This is a genomic window from Fundicoccus sp. Sow4_H7 (assembly GCF_052115865.1).
Taxonomy (GTDB): domain Bacteria; phylum Bacillota; class Bacilli; order Lactobacillales; family Aerococcaceae; genus Fundicoccus_A.
In genome coordinates this window covers 188,057-213,649 of record NZ_JBQKME010000001.1, presented here as the reverse complement: position 1 = coordinate 213,649, position 25,593 = coordinate 188,057, and the positions used below count along the sequence as shown (strand labels likewise).

The 25,593-nt window shown below is 41.1% G+C and carries 14 protein-coding genes and 1 tRNA gene; 1 reads left to right on the top strand and 14 read right to left on the bottom strand.

Annotated features, from left to right (window positions below; translation table 11 throughout):
* Positions 1-15 precede the first annotated feature (15 nt).
* The 14 genes from ACTQ54_RS00800 to ACTQ54_RS00735 all read right to left on the bottom strand — a co-directional run bounded on the left by ACTQ54_RS00800 (position 16) and on the right by ACTQ54_RS00735 (position 23,472).
* On the bottom strand, positions 16-3,966 hold the full coding sequence (locus ACTQ54_RS00800) for an endo-alpha-N-acetylgalactosaminidase family protein (RefSeq protein ID WP_441753937.1): 3,951 nt from the start codon (positions 3,964-3,966) through the stop codon (positions 16-18).
* Between the two features lie 69 nt (positions 3,967-4,035).
* Entirely contained in the window at positions 4,036-7,119 is a 3,084-nt protein-coding gene (locus ACTQ54_RS00795) for a glycoside hydrolase family 2 TIM barrel-domain containing protein (protein ID WP_441753936.1), read from the bottom strand.
* 1 nt (position 7,120) lies between these two features.
* A complete protein-coding gene (locus tag ACTQ54_RS00790; protein ID WP_441753935.1) occupies positions 7,121-8,962 on the bottom strand; it encodes a GDSL-type esterase/lipase family protein in 1,842 nt (613 codons plus the stop codon).
* A gap of 158 nt (positions 8,963-9,120) precedes the next feature.
* On the bottom strand, positions 9,121-11,052 hold the full coding sequence (locus ACTQ54_RS00785) for an ABC transporter substrate-binding protein (protein ID WP_441753934.1): 1,932 nt from the start codon (positions 11,050-11,052) through the stop codon (positions 9,121-9,123).
* A 40-nt stretch (positions 11,053-11,092) separates the two neighbouring features.
* Positions 11,093-11,722 carry a YesL family protein gene (locus ACTQ54_RS00780; protein WP_441753933.1) on the bottom strand — a complete coding sequence of 210 codons (630 nt, stop codon included), beginning with the start codon at positions 11,720-11,722 and terminating at the stop codon, positions 11,093-11,095.
* A 51-nt stretch (positions 11,723-11,773) separates the two neighbouring features.
* Entirely contained in the window at positions 11,774-12,649 is an 876-nt protein-coding gene (locus tag ACTQ54_RS00775; RefSeq protein WP_441753932.1) for a carbohydrate ABC transporter permease, read from the bottom strand.
* A 14-nt stretch (positions 12,650-12,663) separates the two neighbouring features.
* Complete coding sequence (locus ACTQ54_RS00770) at positions 12,664-13,626, bottom strand: ABC transporter permease (protein ID WP_441753931.1); 963 nt, start codon at positions 13,624-13,626, stop codon at positions 12,664-12,666.
* Between the two features lie 1,435 nt (positions 13,627-15,061).
* Positions 15,062-16,327, bottom strand: coding sequence for a CapA family protein (locus ACTQ54_RS00765; RefSeq protein WP_441753930.1), 1,266 nt, complete (start codon positions 16,325-16,327; stop codon positions 15,062-15,064).
* 20 nt (positions 16,328-16,347) lie between these two features.
* Positions 16,348-17,148: an AAA family ATPase gene (locus ACTQ54_RS00760; protein ID WP_441753929.1), complete on the bottom strand. Its 801-nt coding sequence runs from the start codon at positions 17,146-17,148 to the stop codon at positions 16,348-16,350.
* Between the two features lie 276 nt (positions 17,149-17,424).
* Positions 17,425-18,021, bottom strand: a complete 597-nt coding sequence (locus ACTQ54_RS00755; protein WP_441753928.1) for a hypothetical protein — start codon at positions 18,019-18,021, stop codon at positions 17,425-17,427.
* 1,266 nt (positions 18,022-19,287) lie between these two features.
* Positions 19,288-19,369, bottom strand: a tRNA-Leu gene (locus ACTQ54_RS00750).
* A gap of 104 nt (positions 19,370-19,473) precedes the next feature.
* Positions 19,474-20,547, bottom strand: coding sequence for a S66 family peptidase (locus ACTQ54_RS00745; RefSeq protein WP_441753927.1), 1,074 nt, complete (start codon positions 20,545-20,547; stop codon positions 19,474-19,476).
* 27 nt (positions 20,548-20,574) lie between these two features.
* Entirely contained in the window at positions 20,575-22,749 is a 2,175-nt protein-coding gene (locus ACTQ54_RS00740) for a Tex family protein (RefSeq protein ID WP_441753926.1), read from the bottom strand.
* 3 nt (positions 22,750-22,752) lie between these two features.
* Entirely contained in the window at positions 22,753-23,472 is a 720-nt protein-coding gene (locus ACTQ54_RS00735) for a metallophosphoesterase family protein (RefSeq protein WP_441753925.1), read from the bottom strand.
* A 175-nt stretch (positions 23,473-23,647) separates the two neighbouring features.
* Between ACTQ54_RS00735 and ACTQ54_RS00730 the strand changes: the two genes are divergently transcribed.
* Entirely contained in the window at positions 23,648-25,105 is a 1,458-nt protein-coding gene (locus ACTQ54_RS00730; protein WP_441753924.1) for an NCS2 family permease, read from the top strand.
* The last annotated feature ends 488 nt before the right edge of the window (positions 25,106-25,593 follow it).

Below are 25,593 nucleotides of genomic sequence, written 5' to 3'. Positions count from 1 at the left end.
GATAGAAATTTAACTTTAAGTCAAGCGCTCGATCACTAAATTATCCAAAATCAAATCTTTATAGGACTTGAAATTATAATCGCGGTCGGCGTTTGCCGCGTCACTTAATTTTTTGTCCGTAGAATAGATCCCAATCCAAGTGCTTTCATCTTCTTTGGCCGTGAATTCAAAGCTGACCGTTGCAGGCGCATCATCAGCTTCCCAGGTGTTCCCCAGAAAATGAACTTGGAAGTGGTCGCTCCACTCTTCCCCGTCCCCAATCACAAAGGCATAATGGTCATCCAGACCCGCCTCGTAATCAAACGTCACCTTATACTTAGCGCCCGCTTTAAAGCAATAATTTTGCGGGATAGTCCGGTACAACAATTTCCCAAGGCCAACTAAACCATTCACTTTCAAGGACCAGTCGCCGCCAATCACATCGCTAATCTTCTTATCATGCCAGCCGCGCTGCGAATACGGAGCATTTTTTTCCGCCAGGTGAATCCGGTTATCTTCAACACCTTCACCGTCCGCAATCACAAACGGGAAAATCCCCTGCGGGACATTTTCAAAATCCTGAATAAATATCTCTGGATACTCTACTGTCTCATGTCCGCCATCAAACAACTGTGCTTGATTCTCAACAATCCGTAAATTATCCCAATATGTCGCTCCTATTCCTGGCTCACGACTCAGCGTCAACTCTACATCAGCTGGATTTTCTCCAGTCGTAAAGTAAACCATCAGATTTTGGAAATAAGATGAATTATCCACAGTCGCGTTCATATTCAAGGTGTTGTGCGGATCAGCCTTCACATAATTTTGTGCCAAGGACCGTGTCAATCCATGCGAAACGCCTGCCACACTTAAGCGGGCAACCGCATCAGAACGGTTATCCACCGCCACATAGGCCACATATTCCGTATTCGGCTTCAAGTCCTTAACAGCCTGCGTCAACCTTGTTGCCTCCCCAGGCGAATCAATCTTCAACATTGGATTAGCTCCTTGGGACAACACAATTTCAACAGCCTCGGTATCGCCACTCACAACCCAATGGTCTAAACTTCCGCTATTAAAGCCTGTATCTACCAGATGTGATCCCGCACTCCACTCAACCCTTTCCTGCTCTTGCGCTTCCAAATAAATCACATAAGGCGTATTGCGCGCCAAATCCACATCCAACATCTCCCCACTTTCGACCACCAGCTCATTCGCCTTCCCTTGTGGGGTCAATTCATAAATAAATAACTTCTTCCCAGCCAAGGCTTGAGGTAAGGTCCACGGCATCACTCGACTTTCTTCTGCCTTTGAACTAGCTACAGTCACTGCTGCATCATCCGTTGGATCTTCCCGCACGCCATTGCCTGCTAAACGCTCATCTGCTTCAACTTCACGGGCTACCCCTGAGTAGTAGTAGTATTTATTTGTGTCAGGCCAAGGGATTAAATAAGTATCGCCCAATAGCACGACTTCCCCGTTCAGGCGGATTTCACGGATACGATAGTCTGCACTGTCCACATCATTCGACATCCGGCGGATTTCAACCACATCGCCTGCAGCATTCTCCAAACGCATGTACATTTCAGGAGTCCACTCATAACTTTCACCATTGTCGGTCATCGCTACAGCTTCACCAAATTGAACTTCTGCCACAGTGAAGTGTTGGAGATATTTAGTTGGGAGGTTGACCGCAAACAAGGTATCCAAATAAGACTGGTAATTGCTGCGACCTTGCCAACCTTCGAAATCATTCAGCACATAACCGCCCAGAAGAGGGGTTACGGCAGCGCCACCGTAACGGGGATAGTCAGCAACCCAAGCGTCTTTTTGGTTGTTACGGATAAAGCGGGCAATGGTCGAGTTGATTCCCTTGAAGGCATAGCCGCCATAAGGCTGGTCAACTGCCCAGTGATGAAAAGTGGCATCATACTCGCCTGCATGCCCCCACTCGTAAGCCACACGCCAGCCCAGGGAATTAATTTCTTTCGACAATTGGTGGGTCGCCCAAGCACGCTCGTCGCCTGACTGGTGGTTGCCCCAGACATCGACATACAAGTAATTCAAGTCATCGCCGACAACATCCTTCAAATCCTTGAAACGGTCATAGCGGCCATGCGCCAAATCGTAGGCACTATCAATGTTGATGGCTTGGTCCAACCAATTCCAGCCGTAATGGTATTGACCTTTCGAATCTTTTCGCAAGCGGTCCGGTTCAAAGTAAGGCGACTCCGGATACGTTTCCGAAGCATTCACATGCAAACCAATATTGGCACCTAACTTTTTTCCTTCTTTTAATAAATACCTAAAGTCATCAACGCCGCCCATTCGCTGACCGATATCTTTATAGTTCAAATGCCCAGAGTCATGACCTTCGTTCCCGTAACCTTTTAGCATCACAGCTTGTTCTAATCCATCCGTTTGCAAGTAGACTTTTTTGATTTCATCTAAGGTGGTTAAAAACGGGTTTTGGGCTTGCGAACCAAAGTTCATCGCAATCCGGTAACCTACTAAGTCAGGTGTTTGGTCGGCGCCGAACGGATGATGCATAATATCACGATAAGCAATCGCTGCATCTTGCCAGTCAACCTTGCCATCCCCATTTAGATCAGTCGTCAGCACAACGCGGGCAGACGGCAATTCTAAAGTATGGTCTGGATTAACAATAAATGAGGCTTTGTCTGCCAATTCGTTTTGATAACGATAAGCCGTCTCATAAATCCATGGGGAACTGGCAATGCCAATATAATTGCTTTGTCCCAGCGTCTGTTTTTGTGCCGTCAAGCGGGTATAATCTTCTGTTTTCCCCCCATGGCTGTATTGGGAATTACTCCAGACCCCTGCTGCCAACTGTTCGTGTCCAACAAAAGCATACATAATGCCTTCATCTAAGTCTGCCATTGGATTGACCACATCCATAAAACGGTCACCGCTATGATGCGTGTCATTGGACATGGCAGAACCTGCATAATTAGCCCCGGCTTGATCGCTGACAACGGATACTAAATAGTTTTCTGGGAAACTAATTTGTTCTACTAATTGAGACACATCTTCCAACAATTCGCCTGCTTTTACCGCATGCTTATTTTGAATATCCGTCACATCAAAATGCAAGATCTTGCCTTCTACTTTAAGCTGCACCATCAAGACAAGATCTAAATTATATTCAGCCTCTACCACTTCCAACACATATTGAGCAGTTGCAGCGTCTAATTTTTTATAAGTCACCTTCGGCACTACCGCATGGCCGTTAATAGCCATCGCTGTCAAAGGCTTCACTTGGCCAAACAAAGTATGGCCTGCATAATGATATTCTCGCACCCTTGGAAAAGCTGTGTCAATAACCGCAACCATCTGGCCGGAATCTAACTCATCATAGACAACCGCCGTGTCATCCACTTCAGGTCCGCTTTGAACCGGCTCTTTTGACCAGTCCCGTTCTTCAACTTTTTCCAGTACCCCAACCGTTGTTCGGTTCAAGCCACTGGTTCCTAATTTCAAGTAAACTTGGCGCGACTGCACTAAGTCTTGCATAACTTCCGCCGGTATATTGGCATTGTCCACCAAATTTTGGTCGTCCAACAACAAGTTCAACTGCCCATCTTGCTTCAAGTTGACGCTTAATTTAAAGGCTTCTTCCAACTTTGGTGGCGCCAGATCTAAAACGGTTTTGCGTTCTGTCTGCGGTGTTTTGTACTCCCAAAACCATTGCTTAGCATTATATCCCACTAATAAATATCGCTTGGGTCCTCCATCATGCAACAAAATACCGAAATGACGGTCTTCAGACGTTGATAAATCAATTAGATTAAAGCTTAAGCTGGTGCTATCTGTAGCTGCCATTTGAACAGCAGTGTTTTCAAAAAGAGCCGCCTTATCATCGAGATTATTTGAAAAGGTCGAACTTAAAACTTGATAGCGGTGGTCAGCGATATTTTTTTGTGAACTATTTCCTGCGTTGTTGGGCAATGTTTTCCATTTTGACAATTGTATACTCCTCTCAACATCTAAAATTTAAGGGATAATTCGAAAAATTATCCCTTAATAAAAAACTAACTAAAATTCATTTTCTAAAGCAAGATCACTAATAGATAAGTTAAAGTTGTAGCTGAAACGTGGGTCTTCTAAGCGATATTTATTTAAAAGTTCGGGACCGTTTGAATTGCTTCCCACCCCGCTTTGGCGCGCATCAAGGTAAAGGTAGTGGCTAGCCTCGGCGGTCAGCTTGTCGCGGTGTGGCATTTGCGTCAGCTGGTCAGCAGAATAGGCGGTGAAATTAAAGGAAATGCCTGCTTCATCAGTTGTGTTGACGAATATCTGGCTGGTGTCACCGAATAGCTTGATTTGTGTGGTTCGGTTACGAGCACCATTTTCTTGCGGCTTAATATGTGGCTCGTAGAAATCTTCGATTGATCCGCTAAAGCGACCGTAATAGCTTAAGTGGTGCTTATCCTCATAGCTTTCGTGCGGTCCATTCCCAATATAGTCAGCATAGTTGAATTGGTTTTTCAATGGCAATTCCAAACCAAAACGTGGCAGGAACGGCAAGTCGGTATTGCGAACTGCATCGACAGAAACTTCTAGCTCGCCCTTTTGATTTACCGTATAAGTAATCGTTAAATCTAAAATCTTTGGACGGGCAATCGCGGTTAGATTTGCCTGGTAAGTAATGCTGATGGCTTCTTCGCTCTCATCCACCGTAAAGTCTTTGACAAAAATTTGTGTGTGATGGTAGTTAAATGAGCGCCAAGAATTTGCCACAAAGCGGTCATTATCCATTGGGGCACGCCATACCGTCCAACGACTGGCTTTTTCTAAAAGATTTTCACCTTTGTAGACGATTTGGTTTAAAGCAGCTGTTCCTTGGCTGAAGGTAAAGCTGGTGTCTTCGCCCACATGAATGGTTTGTTCAACAAGTGATTCGCTATAAGACAAGGATGCGGTCGGATTTTCAACTGCTTCAAGCGTCATGGCTTGGATATCAATCGCATCAAAACCTAAATCAGATTCATCTTCAATGGCTAAGTATACGAGTCGTAAACTTCCGATTGTAGTCAAATCAAGGTCATGGTCGCTTAAATCATATGTACTGGTCTCATTTGGTCCCGCATCTGGGAAGTCTAATTCAACCATGTCCATTAGCTTGCCATCGAGCCCATAAACTTCTAGCATAAAGCCGACACGTTGCGAAAGTTTGCTGAATTCATAATGGTTTATGACCGTTAATTTTTGATCTGTAAAATCGGTTAAGCGGACACGGCGGAAAACTTGTCGGTGCTCCAAGGCCCCAGTATGCAAGCGGCGGTCAGGGTCAACTATCCCATCCACACAGAAATTCCCCATATGCGGGTATTCGCCAAAGTCCCCACCGTAACGATAAATCGCTTCTTCTTCCGGTTGATCATGTTTCAAGTTGACAGCGTGGTCAGCCCATTCCCATAAAAACAACCCGACAAAAGCTGGATATTGCATCATATAGTCATAGTAATCAGCTAAGTCTCCTGGTCCATTCCCCATCGCATGTGCATATTCACACAGTAAGAATGGGCGGTCAATGACTTCACCATAATCATCGACGTAAGCATCGCGGCCTTTGCGACCTTCTGTTCCAATGTCATCAGAATCGCGTTTAAAGTATAAGGCGTCCATTTGATCAAAACTTGGATACATCCGGCTCCAAACATCAATATAAGTATCATCAAAATCTTTTTTACGGTTGCGGTAGAAATAAGATTCTTGGTGTAATGGACGCGTTGTGTCCAAACTACGCGCATGTTCTAACTGCTTAATAACGGCTACACCAAATCCAGATTCATTCCCACCTGACCACATGACTATAGAAGGATAATTCATAAAAGGAACCATGCTAGCGTCCATGCGATCAACGAAAGCAGCGCTATAAGCTGGATCATCTGAAATCGTGTCATAAATATCATCATCATAAGATCCTTTTAAAGCGACCACTCCGTGCGCTTCAATATCCGCTTCACTCATAACATACAAACCAATCCGGTCACATAATTCGTAAAACTCAGCCGTTTTAGGATAATGCGCCGTCCGTACACTGTTCATATTTAAGGACTTCATCAAGCGCAAGTCGTGTTCCTGCTCTGCTAAAGTAACCGTTGGCCCATTATTTGGATGCGTATCGTGGTGGTTAACCCCAATCATCCGAATTGGCTGGTGGTTGACACAAAATTGCGTACCTTTAATGTCAATTTGTCTTAAACCAACTTCTTGTCTGATCACTTCACCCTCCGTTTGAATGAGTAAAACATACAAGTAAGGATTTTCCGCATTCCATAAGGCAGGATTATCTACTTTAATAAATACCTCTGCTTCTCCTTTAGCTGTATTTTCACCAACCACTTGATGTTCAGCATCTAATAAAGTCAAAGTAATTTCGGAATTTAATTGGACATCTTGGAAGTTAACATTTAAAACCGCTTGAGATAAATCTTCAGCTACGGTTGTTTCGATTTTATACTGATTAACTCGTTCTTTCTGGCGCGTTAATAAGTATACATCCCGGAAAATTCCCGAAAAACGGTATTTATCTTGGTCTTCTAAATAAGTTCCATGTGACCATTTCAGAACTAATACAGATAAATGATTATCACCTGGGTGCAAAAAGGCCGTTAAATCAAATTCAGTGTTGCTGTGGGAGATTTGACTATAGCCCACAAATTCTCCGTTAAGCCAAACATAGAAAGCACTGTCGACACCTTCAAAATGGAGGTGGTAGTCCTTATCAGCTGCTAATTCATCTACATGAATGACCCGTTTGTATAAACCTGCAGGGTTCTCAAATGGGACAAAAGGTGGATTATAAGGAATCGGATACTCAAAATTGGTGTATTGGATTTGATCATAGCCGGCCATTTGCCAAGCAGATGGCACTGTCATATCCACCATTTCTTCTACATCAGCATCTAACCAATACTCTTCTTCAATGGCACGAACATTTTCAAAATAACGGAATTTCCATTGACCATTTAAATCCATATAACGACTGGATTGACGGCGGTTGGTAGAATTTTTGGCTTCTTCTACTGAATCATAAGTAATAAAATAATTGCGTCGTGGAAGGTTATTTACCTCAAAAACATTTGGATCTTCAAAATAATTAGGAATTAACATACTAGCCTCCTTGATTTAATTCGACACTTAAGCAATATCGTTCCGCAAATTTTCGTGCATAGGCATAGACCGTCAATGTGAGCTTTTCAGCTTGAAACAGACTCAAAGGTATATCAAGTTGGTCTGACAGCTTAATAGTCATTGATGATTGATTGGCTGTCGTTACGACAACAGTTAGGTCGCCGATGGCTGTTGCTGCCATATGGTTTGACCATTGTTTAACGGATTCAATCATGCCTTCTGGTAAGGCTACCATATGCGGTCGTGTTGATTTTATTTCATTCGATTTTGCATATGATTTTTGGTAATCATTAATTTGTAAAACGATTTCTTGAGCATCTATGTGAATACTATCGTTAATGATTTTACTTTTCAATGATTCTTTGACATTATGTTCATTAAATTCCAATGAGAAGTCGAGTTGCATCAGATGATGGTTTGGTTTAGCTATTCCTAAAGATGAAACAAGTTGCTTTGCCATCAGCATTTGACCTCTAAAGGCTGGGTGAATCCCATCATTAAACATCCCATAATATGGTAGGCGTAAGTAGGGATATTGGTTTAAAAGGTTTTCAAAAATATGCAGTTGGTCGACAAAAGCGGCTTGATATTCATGGGCTAACTTTTGTGTGATCTCGTAATAGTCGTTAAGTTTGTCGTCTAATGACAGCCAATCTTCTTTGAAAGCTGGGGTCAGCGAACGCAGAACAAGAGGTAGCTGACGCGCTTGAATGTGATCGAGCAGCAAACGGTAGTTGTGTTCGTATTCCTGACTCGTTTCAAAAAACTTGAGGTCATTGGTACCGAGCATTAAGATGACAATATCTGCTTGGATGGCGTCAAAACGTTCATCGATTGCTTTTAAAGTTGACAATGTTGTTGCGCCACTTACGGCCATATTAAAGACTAAATCATCCGGTCGCTCTAAATCATGGTGTAAAAACTTTTCAAATAGTTGGGGCACACTTTCGTAGCCATCGGTATGCAACGCGCCGTGAGTAATCGAATCGCCCATAAATAACCATTTAAGCGGTTGCTTACTTTGGATGAGTAGTTGAATGGCTTGGCTATGGGCTACCGCATTTTGTTGATAGTGTGGATGGACCGAATCCAAAGGATTATTCTTGATTTGAGTCGCTTTTAATCCGCTATAAGTCAACACATTTTGATGGAAGCCAAAAACAGTTTTGAGCAGGTGTTTGGCCAGACGCAAATGTCCTATGGTATTCAAATCACCGTCTAAAGTCAAAGCTTCCATCCAATTTTCGTCTTGGCTCAGAATAAAATGATCCACTATGATAAGGTGGTCTTTTTGTGTTTGCCCTAAGCTATTGATGGCTTGTAATACTAGATTTCTTAAATTGCGATAGAACGGCAATTGTAAGACTAAAACACCTGTATGATTTCTTTGGGCTAAGGCTAATTCTGCTAATTGATGAAGATCTTCTTCTAGCTGTGTGGCATTGTTTGCATAGAGAGCTTCATCTTCAGCGCCAAATAAATAAGCTGTTACCTTGTGATCGTACGCTTTAGTTTTAGCTTGCCAATTTGCGACAACATCTGCTAAGTTTTGACCTGTTTTCCCACCGTTAATAACAAAACGTTCGCGGCTGCGTTCATTTTCAGTAATGTATTGCCAGCGGTAAGCTTCTTCAAAATGTCCAATATAATTACGAGCAAACCCCAGCTGGTTGAAGTCCGGCTGTGTTTCTTTGCCTCCTAAAAATAACCAAGAATTGATTTTTGTATCATCTAATAAGTCATTGATTAAGGTTTGATTTAATGGGGTGGAATAATTTGTGACCCATTCATCGTTCGTGTTTTGGTGTGTATCAGTTTTCATTTACAAGCTCCCTACTTCTAGCGATTCAAAGTGACTATAAATCAATAAAAGGCAGAAGGTCATAATGATCTTCTGCCTAATATAAGTTAATTTGCGGCAATCTTTGTCATAAAAATTAACACAACACTGCTATAAAATCAAAGCTTAATGCCAAAGCATTACTCTTCTGATTCTTCTTCTGTTGTTTCTGAATCCGCTTCTTCTAAATCTTCCGTTTCAGTAGCAGCTTCCTCTTCTTCAACTTCTTCAACACCACGCAAGTCGCTTACAAGTGGTGCTTTTAGATACTCTTCAAGTGTTAATGCTCCACCGTTATCCATGTAGCTTTGTACGTAGTTATCCCACTCAGCTTCAATATCGATAACGCCAGTAATACCATTCATACGGAACTCTTGAACCAATGTATCCATTTGTGAACCATAGCGTGATGAAATTTCAGCTAGGTCTGTCTCATTGAATAAGTCCCAACGTACTGGACGAATAGCGTATTGTTCTACAACGTCTGGTCTAGCAAAGAATTTGTCCATTAATTCTAATGTCTTAACGTGTGTTAACCAAATTAAGTGCTCTTTATAGTAAGATCTATGGCTATAGTTCCAGAAGCCCATTTCTCCTTCTTCTGCATCAAATTCTGGACGTACAATTAAAGTAGAGTTTCCTTCTTCAGCCATCCAGTCAGAGTGCTCACCAGGGATTCCATATTTAGTCCAAACACCTTCTTCACCATAATGCATGAAGTCAAACATTTGTAAGAAACGAGCTAATTCTTCATCTGTTACAGATGCGCTTAGATACATATTGTCACCTAATAAAGTAACTGGCATGTATGACGGTTGTCCTGAATCACCATTTGGTCCAATTTCGTGGTTGGTTACTAATAATTTAGCATCCGGATTCACTTCTAAGATATTTTGAGGTGCACGTCCATCTGTCCAAGCTTCTTGAGCTAAGTAAGTTCTTTGTGCGATGAAATATCCGATTGAACCTGATTGATATTTTTCCCAACCTGTTCTTTCGTCTAATGTTGTCCACTCAGGGTCAATCAAGCCTTTTTCATACCAATCAGCAAATGTACGTAATGCTTCTTTATAAGCGTTTGATACAACCGGTAAAGTCAACTCGCCATCTTCCATCAAGTTATAACCTGGAGCAAGACCGAAAGCTCCAAATAATGTTTGACCCCAGTTTAAGTTATTGTTAGCTGGTAACAAACCAAATGTATCATCTTGACCATTTCCATCTGGATCATCGTAGGTAAAGGCAGTTAAGATTTCTTCTAACTCTTCAATTGTATATGAGTGACTGGTCATATAAATTCTTTCGTAACCATCAGAATCTCCAATTGGCTCAGCATCTTCTGGAATTTCCATACCTAAGTTTTCCATCCAGTCCATGCGTAAGGTTGGTGCCCAAACAATCCCTTCAGTATGTCCTTGATATCCAATTAGCGATAAGTGTGCATCTGGATTTTCTGGATCGGTATTCATACGCCAACCTAAACCAGCATCAACTTCATCTAACATAGCTGCATAGTTTGGTGCATACAAACGAATCATATCATGTGGAATTGAACGTGTTAAGCCATCTTGGAAGAACTCTAATGGTGTCATTCCACCTGAAGTAAAGGCAAACACATCAGGTAATTCGTTCGAAGCTACTAAAATAGATGTTTCTTGTGAATTCCAAGTATCTGTAAAGACGTTTGAAATATCAATGTTAAACATTTCTTCTAAACGTAACTGAACCCAGTTATCATCCACTGCTCTACCTTTAGTAACAACTCCTGATAGTTGCATTGCTACTTCTTCAGAGAAATCGCCTGGTGCAGGTAGACCTTCAATTTGGGCTACTTCTTCACTTTCAGTTTCTTCTTCGGTATCAGAATCTTCTTCCGTTTCAGCGTCTGTTTCTTCTTCAGTTGTTTCTGTATCTTCTTCTACTTCTTCCTCAACTTCTTCAACAACCTCTGTTGTTTCAGCAACATCTTCTGATGAAACAGATTCTGTTGTTGAAGTTGAATCGCCACAAGCTGCTAAAACAAGCATTGAAGATAATAACAAACCTGTTTTAATAAAAAATCCTTTTTTCATTTGGTTCTCTCCTTATATCAACTTTTAAAACATTAAAACCTTATTTACTGACCTTCTCTAACCGTCGTGTCAATCGTTCCATCGCATCCAATCCAACATAAGTTAAACCGAAGGCGCACATCGCAATGGCAATAAAGGGGATCAATATAAACCATCTAATCACCAGATAACTAAATAACAACAACATGACTCCCATAATAACGGTATGCAGTGGACAAGCTAACATTATGATCGCCGCATGTTTGATCGTTTGAAAAATACTAATGTCCAGATGCGTCATTATCGTTGGGATATAGAGACAAAGTAACGCAAACAATATGATAAAACCATAACCAACAAAAATAAACAATGTAGCCAAACCAGAATCAATTAAGGTCGTTAACCTAAAGTAAATAACTAATAAAATCGCAAAAATAAGTGATCCATATCCCACAAGATTGGCTTTGACAAATTCTTGTTGATAAACTTCCCAAAATTTGTCTGGGCTGACATGGATATCTTCATTACGGATCATATGACGACTCGTCCCAAAGGTTGCAATTAAACTTGGAAACAGACCTCCTAATACAAACCCTCGAAGAGTGCCTAACCAAAAATAAAACTGTAACTTAACCATTTCTGAAAGCCATGTCATAAAGCGCATCAATGGACTGTCAACATTGAAATTCATCGTCATTTTCCTTCCTAAATTATAAAAGCAGGGTTGTCGCAGAGATATTTATTATCCTTTAACAGCTCCAAGTTGTAGACCGTCAATAAAGTAGCGTTGCGCGAACGGGTAAACCGCAATGATTGGCCCAATGGAAACGACTACTGTAGCAGCACGAACGTTGGCTAAGAGTAACTGAGCGGCGTCGGCCCCGGTCCCTGAAACTTGGTAGTCCATCCGAGATGGGTCAACGTTCACAAGCATGTCACGTACAAGGGTTTGGAGTACGTCCAGCGAACTGTTACGGATGTAGATGGTAGCACTGAACCACTCGTTCCAGTGATAAATCGCTGACCAAAGTGCTATGGTTACAATAATCGGAACCGAAAGTGGTAAAACAATTCGAACGAGGATCGTAAAAGGACTGGCCCCATCCATAATCGCGGATTCTTCGATTTCTTTACTAATACTTCTAAAGAAGTTACGTAAGATAATGATGTAAGACGTGTTCAGTGCAGCTGGAATAATTAGCGCGGCACGTGTGTCAAGTAAACCTAAATCTCTTACTAATAAATATCTCGGGATCATACCACCGTTTACGTACATCGCAATGATAAACAATATAACAAACAGATTTCTAAACGGTAAGTCATCTCTTGATAAGGGATAGGCAGCTAAAATGGTTACTGTTACAATGGTGATCGTACCAAGGATTGTACGGACAATTGTGTTAAAGTAAGCGCGGCCAACGTTCCCATAGTCAAAGATATAGTTATAAGCTTCGGTTGACCATTTCTCAGGCCAAAGTGCAATTCCCAATCCTCCGGTGGTTGATGAATCTGAAAAGGAAAGGACAATTTGGTTCCAAACTGGGTATAAAATTGAAATACACAGTAGGACTAAAAAAGCGATATTTAATATATCAAAAAATGTAATTCTTTTTTTCATGTCAATTTTCCTTTCTATAAGATTCTTTGACCTGTTGTTTTTCTAACGATGAAGTTAGACGTTCCAACCATAATCAAGCCAACAAAGTTTTGGAATAACCCAACGGCTGTTGAGTAGTCAAAGTTAAAGTCGATTAAACCGACACGGTAAACATAAGTATCAATAACGTCTGCCACTTCGTAAACAGATGGGTTATACAAGTTTAAAATTTGGTCGAAACCAGCACTTAAAATACCACCCACACGTAGGATAAACATTACCAAAATGATTGGCATAATTGACGGAATTGTAATATAACGCATTTTCTCAAAGCGTGATGCCCCATCAAGCTCTGCTGCTTCATATAAAGCTGGGTCAACCCCAGTGATAGCCGCTAAATAAATAATTGAGCCATAACCGATCCCTGACCAAATATCTGTGATAACCAGAATTGGAACAAACCATTTTCTACTTGCTAAGAAGTGAATCGGTTGTCCTCCAAATAAAGTCACGATGTAGTTAATGATACCTCTTTGTGGTGAGAAAATCTCAATCATCATCGCAGCGATAATTACCCATGATAAGAAATAAGGTAAATATGAAATCGTTTGGGTTACTTTTTTGAAGCGAACAAAACGTAATTCATTTAGCATTAAAGCTAATAATATAGGTGCTGGGAATCCGAATAAAATTTTCAAGAACGAAATCCATAACGTATTTCTTAAAGCTCTTGTAAAGGTGAAGTCTGAAAACATCCGGTGAAAGTGATCAAAGTTATTCCAAGGACTTCCTAAAATACCTAGACCTGGCGAGTATCGTTTAAAGGCAATCAACACCCCATACATTGGTCCATAACTGAAAACGAGCAATAGCGTTAACGGTATAAGCATCATAATGAGAAACGGAATATTCTTTTTGAAATTCTTACGTTTCAAATCACGTTGACGTTGTTTGTCTGGTAGCCCACCTGGCGATGAACTAACTGCATTCACTTGCATAATTTGCCTCCTTTGATTTAATCAATAGAAATTGGTCATCGTTTTGAAACTCGATTGCTCGCAACCCCTTTCATTTTGATTATTAAAACTTTTCTATCAACTAAGAATAATTTAACATATTACTGTTGCTGTAATTTGAACTTTTTTTGAAGTTTTTTGCACTATCTTAATGAGAAATTATTATTTCGGGGAAGAATTGTAAATAAATTGATGTAAAATCATTTTGGTGGTTAGGCGAGTGATGCTATAGTTGATTGTTTTTTTTGTTATTATGTAGGAGGATGTTAGGGTGTTCATGTGGTTTGAAGTCTTGTTCTTTTAATAATATTGATATTTTTTTCTTTATTAATTGTATTATAACGATTTTTGTTTGCGTTTTCAATTTTTGCTGAGGGGTGGGAGGTAGGCGACTGTTTAAAACGAGCGCAGGCCAACCGCTCGGATGAAACTAACTTTTCAAACGAGCGCAAGCCAACCGCTCGGATGAAACAACTTTTTCATCCGACCGCACATCAACCGCTCGGATGAAACCAACTTTTCAAACGACCGCGAGCCAACCGCTCGGATGAAACCAACTTTTCAAACGAGCGCGCACTAACCGCTCGGATGAAATCAACTTTTCATCCGAACGCGAGCCAACCGCTCGGATGAAACCAACTTTTCAAACGAGCGCGCACCGACCGCTCGGATGAAACCAACTTTTCAAACGACCGCGAGCCAACCGCTCGGATGAAACCAACTTTTCATCCGACCGCGCACTAACCGCTCGGATGAAATCAACTTTTCATCCGAACGCGAGCCAACCGCTCGGATGAAATCAACTTTTCATCCGACCGCGCACCGACCGCTCGGATGAAACTACTATTTCAAACGAGCGCACAACAACCGCTCGGATGAAACCAACTTTTCAAACGAACGCGCACTAACCGCTCGGATGAAACCAAATTTTCAAACGAACGCGCACCAGCCGCTCGGATGAAACTACCTTTTCATCCGACCGCGAGCCAGCCGCTCGGATGAAACTACTATTTCAAACGAGCGCACAACAACCGCTCGGATGAAACCAAATTTTCAAACGAACGCGCATCAACCGCTCGGATGAAATCCACTTTTCAAACGAGCGCGAGGCAGCCGCTCGGATGAAATCCTCTTTTCAAACGAGCGCCAACTAACCGCTCGGATGAAACCAAATTTTCAAACGAACGCGCACCAGCCGCTCGGATGAAACCCACTTTTCATCCGACCGCGGGCCAACTATTTCAGCGGCAAGTAGTAAAAACGTTACTCATTTTTGCAACAAGAACCTAAAAAGCAGAAACAAAAATTAATGCAATAAAAAACAGAAATCATTCACTCATAAATGATTTCTGTTTTTTTTATTTAGCAGCAACCTTTTATCCAAACTCTTGATAAAAGCTAGTTTTAGCAGCGATATTTATTTAGATTCTTGGGTCCATTGGGTTTCTAAGTGGGTAACAATGTCGACTTGGTCGGTCAGCTGGGTCATGCGAGCGGATAAGGTGTCCCACCACCAGGCGCCGTCGGGAATGGCATAGCGGTCGTAGTCCGCTAGGGGGACGGTTTCGTACATTTTTTCAGCTTCGACTCCTAAGACGAAGGTAGGCATGAATTTAGGATTCGTCACATAAACCTCGCCCTGCTCATCTTTTTTAAAGGTGACTTCCGTGATGCCACCTTGCTTGTTTTCAAGTTCACGTTGGCCAGTTAAAAAGCTTGCTTGGGAATAGATGGCAAAAGTTTCGTCTTCATTCAGCCACGCTAGAGGCTGTAAAACGTGGGGGTGACCACCTAAAATTAACTTCACGCCGGCATCACTGAGTGCTTGGAAGTAGTATTGTTGTTGGTCATCAGGCCATTCACCGTATTCGGGTCCCATATGAAGAGTAACGACAACGGCATCGACTTGCGGTTTCAGCCATTCGACTTCACTCAAAATAACATCCAGGTCTAGCATACTTACAATATATTCCTCGCCGTAAGGGATCGGAATGCCGTTGGTCCCATACGTATAGGAGAGGAAGCCAAGTTTAATCCCATTTTTCTCGATGATTCTTGGAGTTTGGAAGTCGTCTTGATCTTTGTAGCTTCCTGAGTACAAAATGTCTAATGTTTCTAGGTTGTTGATTGAACTAATCGCCCCATCTGAAAACCAATCCAATGTGTGGTTAGTCGCATTTGAAACGAGGTCAACGCCGATCGCCTTCATCGCTTCAAGGACCGAGCCTGGGGCATTGAATTGCGGATAACCTGAAATCGGTAAGTCCGGATAAGCAGCAATAATTTCAAGATTTGCTACCGTGACGTCCGCATAGCTGGTAAAAGGTGCAATCCGGGCTAACATCGGCATAAAATCGTAGTCCTCAGAACCTGCAATAGTCGCAGAAACCTCCTCTGCACCCGGCACCATGCCATCTTCCCACAGGCCTTCGGCTTCTAATCGCGCGATAGCATCCTCATACAGCCAACTCGATTTATCTGCCATCCAGCTGACACGGTCATGGATTAAAAAATCACCAAACGACCGCAGGCGCAGCTCACCTTCTTGACCTTGCCATGGCTCAAACTGCTCTTTTGCCGGCAAATGATCCAAAGTTTTGGGTACTTCACCTTCAGCCTGAACGATTGGCATACCTAAATTAAATATCACTGCTAATGTTAGAAATAGTCTATTTGTTTTCATGATGGTCTCCATTAAGTTATTTATTTGAACATGTGGTACATAAAGCGTTGAGGGTCTTGCATAAAACTTTGCATAAATTGAACGTGTTCAATTTCTTGATAGTTGGTTTGCTGTAAGCCACTGTCTGATAATTCAAAAACAGCAGCTTCAGGGTAGGCCATAATTATCGGTGAATGCGTACTAATGATAAATTGGCTGCCGAGTTTAGCATACTCGTCGATTAGGAGCAAGAGTGCTAATTGATTTTGCGGGCTTAAAGGCGTTTCCGGCTCGTCTAGAAAATAAAGACTTTTAGGGCGGAGACGAGCTTGAAACAAAGCTATAAAGGACTGGCCATGCGATAGATCTGACAAATCAGTCGGATAAAGTTGCTTCATTTCATACAGAGTATTGGCATGAGGCATGCGTTCCATTGAAAAGCCTTCAGGATCACGTCGGTCAATATCGGCTAGGGCATCAATTGCTTCTTGCTTGCGTTCTTTTGTTTCACGAATAAAAGTGATGAAATCATCTGCACGAAAAAAGAAACCTGACTGCCTTCGATTGTGCCAAATTAATTTGAATTGTGTTGCGAATTCACGCACCCATTTGTACTCATCCAATTGGTTAAAGCCACGGTTGTTTAAGGTAATCGCTTGGGCAAGATAAGCAATGGTTTCGATGAGGGTCGATTTGCCCACACCGTTCTCGCCTACAAAAATGGTGACAGGTCGGGATAACTCAAAGGTTTCGAGATCTTTTAACCATGGCAGATTATAAGGAAAGTTTTGTTGTAGGGGTTCGTCGGATGGGAGCTGGTATTGGATTGATTTGAGTAACATTCCATTTTTCCTTTCTATATTATAGTAGTTGCGTTTGATTTTGGTTTTCGATGATACAGTTGGGAACGGCTGGTATGTTTTATATTTTTCATCATTGATACCTTGAGTGGGTGGAGACGAGTTTAATACTTTAGCTTCGTTTTACCGACGAGTCGATAAAGCCCAAACATTTTCCCCATCTATGAGAAATTATTCATCATCTATCTTGCTTACTTTAATAAACGCGTTATACCTTTTTGATTTCTTTATAACCCGTTTGGCTAACAAGAATCTTATCTAGGAAATCTTAATTAGACAGTTAGAACCATGAATTTCGTCTATTCGCCTGTCAATCGGACAGTTAGAGCCTCGTATTTCGTCTATTCGACTGTCAATCGGACAGATAGAGCCTCGTATTTCGTCTATTCGACTGACAATCTGACAGTTAGAGCCTCGTATTTCGTCTATTCGACTGACAATCTGACGGTTAGAACCTTGAATTTCGTCTATTCGACTGCCGATCGGACGGTTAGAACCTTGAATTTCGTCTATTCGACTGCCAATCGGACGGTTTGAACCTCGACTTTCGTCTATTCGACTGACAATCTGACAGTTTGAGCCTTGAATTTCGTCTATTCGACTGCCAATCGGACAGTTTGAGCCTCGTATTTCGTCTATTCGACTGACAATCGGACGGTTTGAACCTTGAATTTCGTCTATTCGACTGCCAATCGGACAGTTTGAGCCTCGACTTTCGTCTATTCGACTGACAATCTGACGGTTAGAACCTTGAATTTCGTCTATTCTCCTGACAATCTGACAGTTTGAGCCTTGACTTTCGTCTATTCTCTTGCCAAAAACTATCCTGACACCAACCTGCCCTGTTAGATACATCCTCTTGCTAACGCGGAAGGAATGATTTCACGCCAAATGTATATTGCAAATTAAAACCACTCATTTTTCAGATAAATTGCAATAAAAAACTGACTACTAAAATTTTGTAAAAATGAAGCGATTTGACGAATGCGACATACCTTTTTGATTTACCTATAACGCGTTTAACAAACTCATGAAATCTTTTACAACTTTTAATACCACCTAAACTAAATAATATTTTCTTTATGACTTAATTAACTGAATTATAAATCAAACAACAAAAAAAGCAAAAAAATTCCGGACAAAATCCAGCATTTTTCATTACATTGATTTAGTTTTTATATCAAATTTTTTAAGAGTTCATCCATTTGAGATGTGAATATCTCAAAAATATAATTGATTCTTTTATCTGAAAATCCAACACTTGGATTGTAATCAGCTTAATTTTTATATCCTTTAAAATCCATCATTAAACTACATAATTTATTTCATTCATTTTTATCTAATAAATCTGTTTTTTCTTTTTTATTTTTGAATATTTTTTTCATGCGAATCTCTACTAAAAGAATGGTCAGATAGACCAAAATGTCCATTTTAATTTCTTATTTTATGAAAATAAGCGTAGTACATTCTGCTCACTGCTGTCCTATATACAGATTCTCTTAAATGACTCTCAATATCTTCAATATTTTCAATCAGTTGATTAGCATGTTTTTATAATCATTCCAATCAAACATAAATTAACCACCTATCAAGAAATGAATATCATTTAATTCACTTGTTTCTTCCTTAACAGAATTGAAAATAGCTAGATTTTCATTGAATGTTAAATTCTCATCGTATAAAGTAACGTATATTCCACTTTCATTTCGAAATTGTTCAACAATATATCCTTCAAAATTGTTTCGATAATGATTTCTAAATACGAAAGCTGATCTAGCTTTATTAATTGTTCTTCAGAATATTATTCACCAAAATATTCCTTCAATGATTCCTCTTCAATTGAGCCATTTCCAAATGATTATTCCCAAGCTTCAATTCAATTACCTCCTCAACTCCACAAGACAACTTCACCTAGTGAATCTTTTCACTTCAATCCACTTTCATACTAACATTTTAACACTCGAAACACTAACAAAATATAAATATTTCTTATCCAATCTCAATGCAAAAAAGCCCACAAACATCGACTTTGAGGTGACCCCCGAAAGTTAGAGTTAAAAATCCAACTTTCGGGGTGCACTACACTTACCGACATTCATAGGCTTTTCACATAAATATTAATGCGGTCGATGGGACTTGAACCCACACGAACATTGTTCACTACCCCCTCAAGATAGCGCGTCTGCCATTCCGCCACGACCGCGGGACTGGAAAGGTGCCTTACGAGCACAACCTTAATTGTACTTTATAAAGCGCCAGCTTGTCAATCAGCAATCGCCCCAAAAGCAGAAACAAACTACAAACCACTCACGCAAACATTCCTTCAAGCATTTCCAAATGTTTTTTCTCGCAATCCAAGACAGCCTGCAAACCGTAGGGCAATACAGCGCGTGGATATGCATGACCGAAATTCATATTGTACAAAATCGGTAAATCTTCATCGGCAGTCACTTCAAGCAAGACCGTCTTATATTCCTCGTAATAGACATTGTTTTGCGGCTTACCTACAATTAAACCACTAACTTGCTCAAAAATCCCCCATTCCTTAAATCGCATTAACATCTTGCGAAACAAAGCAGGTTCCGGCTTTTCTTCACTCGTTTCAAAAAAGAACAACTTCCCTTTCCACTCATCCACTTCTGGAAACAGCCGATAACGTTTGCTAACCACCGCTTGGTCTGGATAACGTTCGCCTTCCAGCAATTCATACAAACTTTCCAGGCAACCTCCTAGCAAAGCCCCTTGAATCCGTCCTTCGCCTCGCAAGACTTCATGTCCCTGCAATTCTTCATGTGACACACGCTGGACGCCCAATTCAGCGACAGAAAAATCAGTCCGTTCTTCGTACCAAATCGAACTCGATTCAATAACGTAAGGCGATTCGTCCCCGAAATAACGTTCAAAAGTTTGCCGACTATAAGGCAACATCTCCGGTCCCAACTCAGCCAAGTCATTGAGAAAATTAAGCCCGTAAAAACTCACCATTCCTAAGCGGTAAAACATTAAATGATTGACAGTTGTATCCGAAAATCCAGTGAAAAGCTTTGGCTGCTTAACGACCGCCTCAACAAATTCCGCATCTTCCAGCAAAAACTCAGTCAAACGATAAGTGTCGTCTCCACCAATGCTACAAATAATCCCTTTAATTTCTTCATCCAAAAAAGCAGCTTTTAAATCTTCAGCGCGTTTTTGGGGATATTTATTTAAAAAATCGATGCCTTTCAGGGCATTCGGCATCACAACCGGCTCAAGGCCGAAGGCCCGCAGGCGCTCCAAACCTAAAGCGAGTTGATGCTGGGACGATTCCTCCCCCAACACCCCACTGGACAAACTCACAATCGCAACTTTATCCCCTTTTTGCAAAGCCTTCACTTTTTGCATTCAAGCCCACCCCTAATAAATATCTCTTTATTTCTTCGTAAATACACGTTTTAAACCAATTCTCTGTGCTTTCTTATCCACTGATAATACTTCGATGTCAACAATATCACCAACGGCAACGGCTTCCGACGGATGTTTAATAAACTGCTTAGATAATTTCGAAATATGAATCAAGCCGTCTTCTTTCACACCGATGTCAACGAAGGCACCAAAGTCCACCACATTACGGACAACCCCTTGTAATTGCATGCCCACTTCCAAGTCGTCAATCGTTAAAACATCCGAACGTAAAATCGGAGCGTCCTGTTGGTCACGAATATCGTGTAGCGGATTTTTTAATCCTTCAATAATATCGTTTAAGGTTTCTTCACCAATCGCATGTTGAGCAATGAAAGCTACCCGATCTAATTGATTCAATTTCACAATCGCTTCGTCACTTCCGATTTCCTCAACATCAAGATTCAATTGATCCAATACCGCCATGGCAGTCGGATAAGATTCAGGGTGAATGCTGGTTTGGTCTAAAGGATTTTCACCATTTAAAATTCGTAAGAAACCAACCGCTTGCTCATATGTTTTTGGACCTAAACGCTTCACCGACTTAATTTGCTTACGGTTTGTAAATGACCCATTTTCATTCCGCATAGCAACAATATTTTCAGCTGTTGCTGCCGTTAAACCGGACACATGCTGCAAGAGTGGCACCGAGGCAGTATTAATATCCACACCGACTTGGTTAACCGTCATATTAATCACAAAATCCAACTCATTGTTCAGCATATTTTGCGCCACATCGTGTTGGTATTGGCCAACCCCCATCGATTTCGGATCAATTTTAATCAATTCCGCCAATGGATCTTGTAAACGACGGGCAATCGAAACAGCACTCCGCTCTTCTACTTGAAAATCTGGAAACTCCTCACGAGCAATTTTCGAAGCCGAATAGACAGAAGCCCCTGCTTCACTCACAACGATAAAGCGAACTTCACGGTCAATTTCACTCACCACTTCACTCACAAATTGTTCGGATTCACGGCTGGCTGTCCCGTTCCCAATCGCAATGACCTCAATCGCAAAGCTTTGAATCAACTCTTTCAATTCAGCTTTTGCCCGTTGACGAGCACCTTCCCCATTATGCGGGTAAATAATCGCCTTATCTAAAACGCGACCTGTCGCATCAATGATTGCCAACTTACAACCAGTCCGGTAAGCCGGGTCAAAACCAAGAATCACATAACCTTTCAATGGTGGTTGCAGCAGCAAATTACGTAAGTTTTCACTAAAGACCGAAATAGCCTGCTTGTCTGCTTTTTCATTTAACTCATTACGGATTTCACGTTCAATCGCAGGTTTAATAAATCGTTTATAGGCATCTTCAATTGCAGTACGTACAAAATCAGCTTTCGCTTCGGACAAACCTTCCGGAATATGACGCTTCTCCATATAATTTTGCGCCCCTACAGGATTCACTTCAATCTTCACCGAAATAACGTCTTCTTTTTCCGCCCGATTAATCGCCAATACTTGATATTCCCGAACTTTTTGAATTTGTTCCTGGTAATCATAGTACATTTGGTAAACACCCTGCGGATCCAAGCTCGCATCCTTTTCAGAGGTCACCAATTCGGCATTATATCGGAAAAACTTCCGCATAAACTCACGGTATTCCGCCCTTTCCGACACATCCTGCGCCAATATTTCATGCGCTCCCGCCAGAGCCTCTTCAACCCCTACAACCTCTTCATTAATAAATAACGCTGCTTTTTTCTCTAGTGTTTCTGCATTATCATCCGGATCTAAAATCCAGTCTGCTAAAGGTTGCAAGCCATTTTCAATGGCAATCATGGCTTTGGTACGGCGTTTTTGCTTGTAAGGTCTGTAAATATCTTCGATTTGTTGAAGTGTCGCAGCGATATTTATTTGTTCAACTAGCTCTTCGGTTAGTTTTCCTTGCTCGTCGATTAAGCGGTGAACTTCTTCTTTCCGTTCATTTAGTTGCTCAACGTAATTGTAGCGTTGTTGAATGTCGTGAATCTGTACTTCATCTAAAGAACCCGTTAATTCCTTTCGGTAACGGGCAATAAATGGGATGGTTTTGCCATCATTCAACAAATCTAGAACCACTTGAATTTGTGGTTGGCTGATTTTCACTTCTTGACTAATTTGTTTAATAATAGCATTGCTATCTGTGGTAACTTCCATGCGTTAATTCTCCTTTTGTGTTTCAATTTGATAGGTCTCAAGATGTTGGTGTTGATCAATCGTAATAGCCGTTAGACGACCTCCATAAACCGCTGCCGTATCAATACCAATTTTATTGTCTTTTTTCCAAATGGAAACTGATTGATTTAGGTTCACCGTTGGCGTGTGACCAAAAATGATGGTACGGTTGGTGTTATTTTCGCCATCATGGAAAGGATCACGGATCCAAATAAAATCATAAGGCTTGGTGTCTTTCCAGTCCTCTAGACTTAAGTCGACTCCGGCATGTACAATAATAAAATCACCAAATTCATAATAATAAGGAAGGTTTTCTAACCAAGCCTTTAACCAAGGGAGAGTTTGCATGACTTCTTTGGCTAAGTGGTCAGCATTAAAGGCATTGATCTGACTTTCGGGCACATTCAAAATATTGCTCAAAGTCGTTGCCCCGCCGTTCCTTTGGTAGAGTTCCCATTTCATATTAGGATGGTTTAGAAAATCAAGAAATAGTTGCTCGTGATTGCCACGCAAGCAAATCGCTCCATGCTCTTGCTGGAGGGCATAAACTTTTTTGAGGGTAGCCGCTGAATCTTCACCTCGATCAGTGTAGTCTCCCACAAAAATTAATTCTTGCGTGTTTTTATCCCAATTTTCTAGTAAAGCTTCTAATGCTGTGTTCATTCCATGGATATCTCCAACAACAAAGGCTAGTTCTTTTGTCACGGCCTCCTACCTCCTTTAAAAGTCACTACCCTTTATTATAGCATAAGTTGGTTTCAAGCATTTATCTAAAAACACGAACGTTTGAAGATATTTATTTTAAAAGGTTTGATTTTAGTTTGAACTTCCTAAAGTTTTCGTTATAATTTGTTTATAAAATTCTTTTAGGAGGCTTTAAGTGGAAAACTTTTTTAAATTAAAGGAAAACAATACAACGGTCGCAAGAGAAATTACAGCAGGTATCACAACATTTTTGGCAATGTCCTACATCATTTTCGTTAACCCGGCAATGTTGTCGCAAACCGGCATGCCAAGTCAAGCTGTCTTTTTAGCAACCATTTTCGCTGCGGCAGCATCAACTTTAGCGATTGGTTTAATTGCGAACGTTCCTTATGCATTGGCACCAGGAATGGGATTAAATGCATTTTTCACTTTTACAGTCGTTTTTGGGCTTGGATTCACTTGGCAAGAAGCACTATCAATGGTCTTTTTATGTGGTGTGTTAAACGTATTACTTACGGTAACGAAAGTTCGTAAATTATTAATCACTGCCATTCCAGAATCTCTACAACATGCGATTTCTGCAGGTATCGGTGTTTTCATCGGTTATGTTGGGATTAAAAACGCAGATTTACTTACTTTTACCGTTGAAGGGCCACAAATCCTTTCAATAAATAACGCTGCTCCAGCTGCCGCTAACTTAGAAGGCGGTATTAACACCATTGTCGCAAACTCAGGTACCCTACCAGCTTTAGCTGATTTTACTAATCCGGCTACTTTAGTTGCGGTGTTTGGATTATTTTTAACCATTGCTTTAATGTTACGCAAGGTTAAAGGTGATATGTTAGTCGGAATTGTTGTGACAACCTTATTAGCCATTGTCGTAGGTGTAGTTGACCTATCTGCAATTGACTTTGCTGGCAACTCATTAGCTAATGCTTTCGCTGATTTAAGTCAAACATTCTTAGTAATCTTTAAGCCTGAAGGTCTGCCTTCATTATTTGGTGATGCTTCCCGCTTACCATTGGTATTGATGACGATTTTTGCTTTCTCACTTTCTGATATTTTCGATACTATCGGAACATTTATTGGTACAGGTCGTAAAACAGGTATTTTCTCTGCTGAAGATGAAAAAGCTTTAGCTGAAGGTTCAGGTTTCAGTTCTAAAATGGATAAAGCCTTGTTCGGTGACTCCATTGGTACAATTATTGGTGCTTTATTCGGAACATCAAATACAACCACTTACGTCGAGTCTGCAGCTGGTATTGGTGCAGGTGGTCGTACAGGTTTAACCGCTGTGGTTACTGCAATTTGTTTCGTCTTATCTGCTTTTGCAGCACCATTAATTAGCGTGGTTCCAGCAGCTGCAACAGCTCCAGCTTTAATCATTGTGGGTATTTTAATGGTAGGTTCATTTGGTGATATCAATTGGAACGACTTTGCTGAAGCTGCTCCTGCCTTCTTTGCATCAATCTTTATGGGCTTAACTTATTCCATTTCTTACGGAATTGCAGCCGGCTTTATCGTTTACGGTTTAGTAAAAATTGTTCAAGGTAAAGCACGTGAAGTTCACTGGATCCTTTGGGTATCAATCGTATTATTTATTCTGAACTTTATTATCATGGCTACTTTATAGGAATATAAAGATGTAAGCCCCCAAACTCTTTTGTGAGTTTGGGGGCTTTTTTGAGTTGAGGTGTTAACGTGGGTGGAGACAATTTGGAAAAACTGTTAGCATGAGAGTCGTATGGTGCCAATAAACTTGGGAATCGGATGGATTTCAGGCAGGAGTTCGTCTAATCAGCCGGGGATTAGACGGATATAAGACTGGGGTTCGTCTGATTAGGCAGGGATTAGACGGATTTGTGGCAGGGGTTCGTCTAATCAGGCGGGGATCTGACGAATATGATTTAGGTTTTCGTCTGATCAGGCAAGGGTTAGACGGATATAAGGCAGGGTTCGTCTGATCAGGTTGATAGAAACATTTTTCAGGATATGCTACTTTGGAATTTGGCCAACTTCCTCCAATTTATGGCCAGTGACGAAGGAATGCGGCCAACTTTAACCAGTTTTTGGCCATTAGTGGTGGCATATGCCCAACTTGCTGACGCCTAAGAACCCAAT

What these genes read in the sequence shown, in the direction of transcription:
- ACTQ54_RS00795 (WP_441753936.1), bottom strand. Translation starts at nt 7,119, where the DNA reads ATGTTAATTCCTAATTATTTTGAAGATCCAAATGTTTTTGAGGTAAAT.
- ACTQ54_RS00790 (WP_441753935.1), bottom strand. Translation starts at nt 8,962, where the DNA reads ATGAAAACTGATACACACCAAAACACGAACGATGAATGGGTCACAAAT.
- ACTQ54_RS00785 (WP_441753934.1), bottom strand. Translation starts at nt 11,052, where the DNA reads ATGAAAAAAGGATTTTTTATTAAAACAGGTTTGTTATTATCTTCAATG.
- ACTQ54_RS00780 (WP_441753933.1), bottom strand. Translation starts at nt 11,722, where the DNA reads ATGAATTTCAATGTTGACAGTCCATTGATGCGCTTTATGACATGGCTT.
- ACTQ54_RS00775 (WP_441753932.1), bottom strand. Translation starts at nt 12,649, where the DNA reads ATGAAAAAAAGAATTACATTTTTTGATATATTAAATATCGCTTTTTTA.
- ACTQ54_RS00770 (WP_441753931.1), bottom strand. Translation starts at nt 13,626, where the DNA reads ATGCAAGTGAATGCAGTTAGTTCATCGCCAGGTGGGCTACCAGACAAA.
- ACTQ54_RS00765 (WP_441753930.1), bottom strand. Translation starts at nt 16,327, where the DNA reads ATGAAAACAAATAGACTATTTCTAACATTAGCAGTGATATTTAATTTA.
- ACTQ54_RS00760 (WP_441753929.1), bottom strand. Translation starts at nt 17,148, where the DNA reads ATGTTACTCAAATCAATCCAATACCAGCTCCCATCCGACGAACCCCTA.
- ACTQ54_RS00755 (WP_441753928.1), bottom strand. Translation starts at nt 18,021, where the DNA reads ATGTATCTAACAGGGCAGGTTGGTGTCAGGATAGTTTTTGGCAAGAGA.
- ACTQ54_RS00745 (WP_441753927.1), bottom strand. Translation starts at nt 20,547, where the DNA reads ATGCAAAAAGTGAAGGCTTTGCAAAAAGGGGATAAAGTTGCGATTGTG.
- ACTQ54_RS00740 (WP_441753926.1), bottom strand. Translation starts at nt 22,749, where the DNA reads ATGGAAGTTACCACAGATAGCAATGCTATTATTAAACAAATTAGTCAA.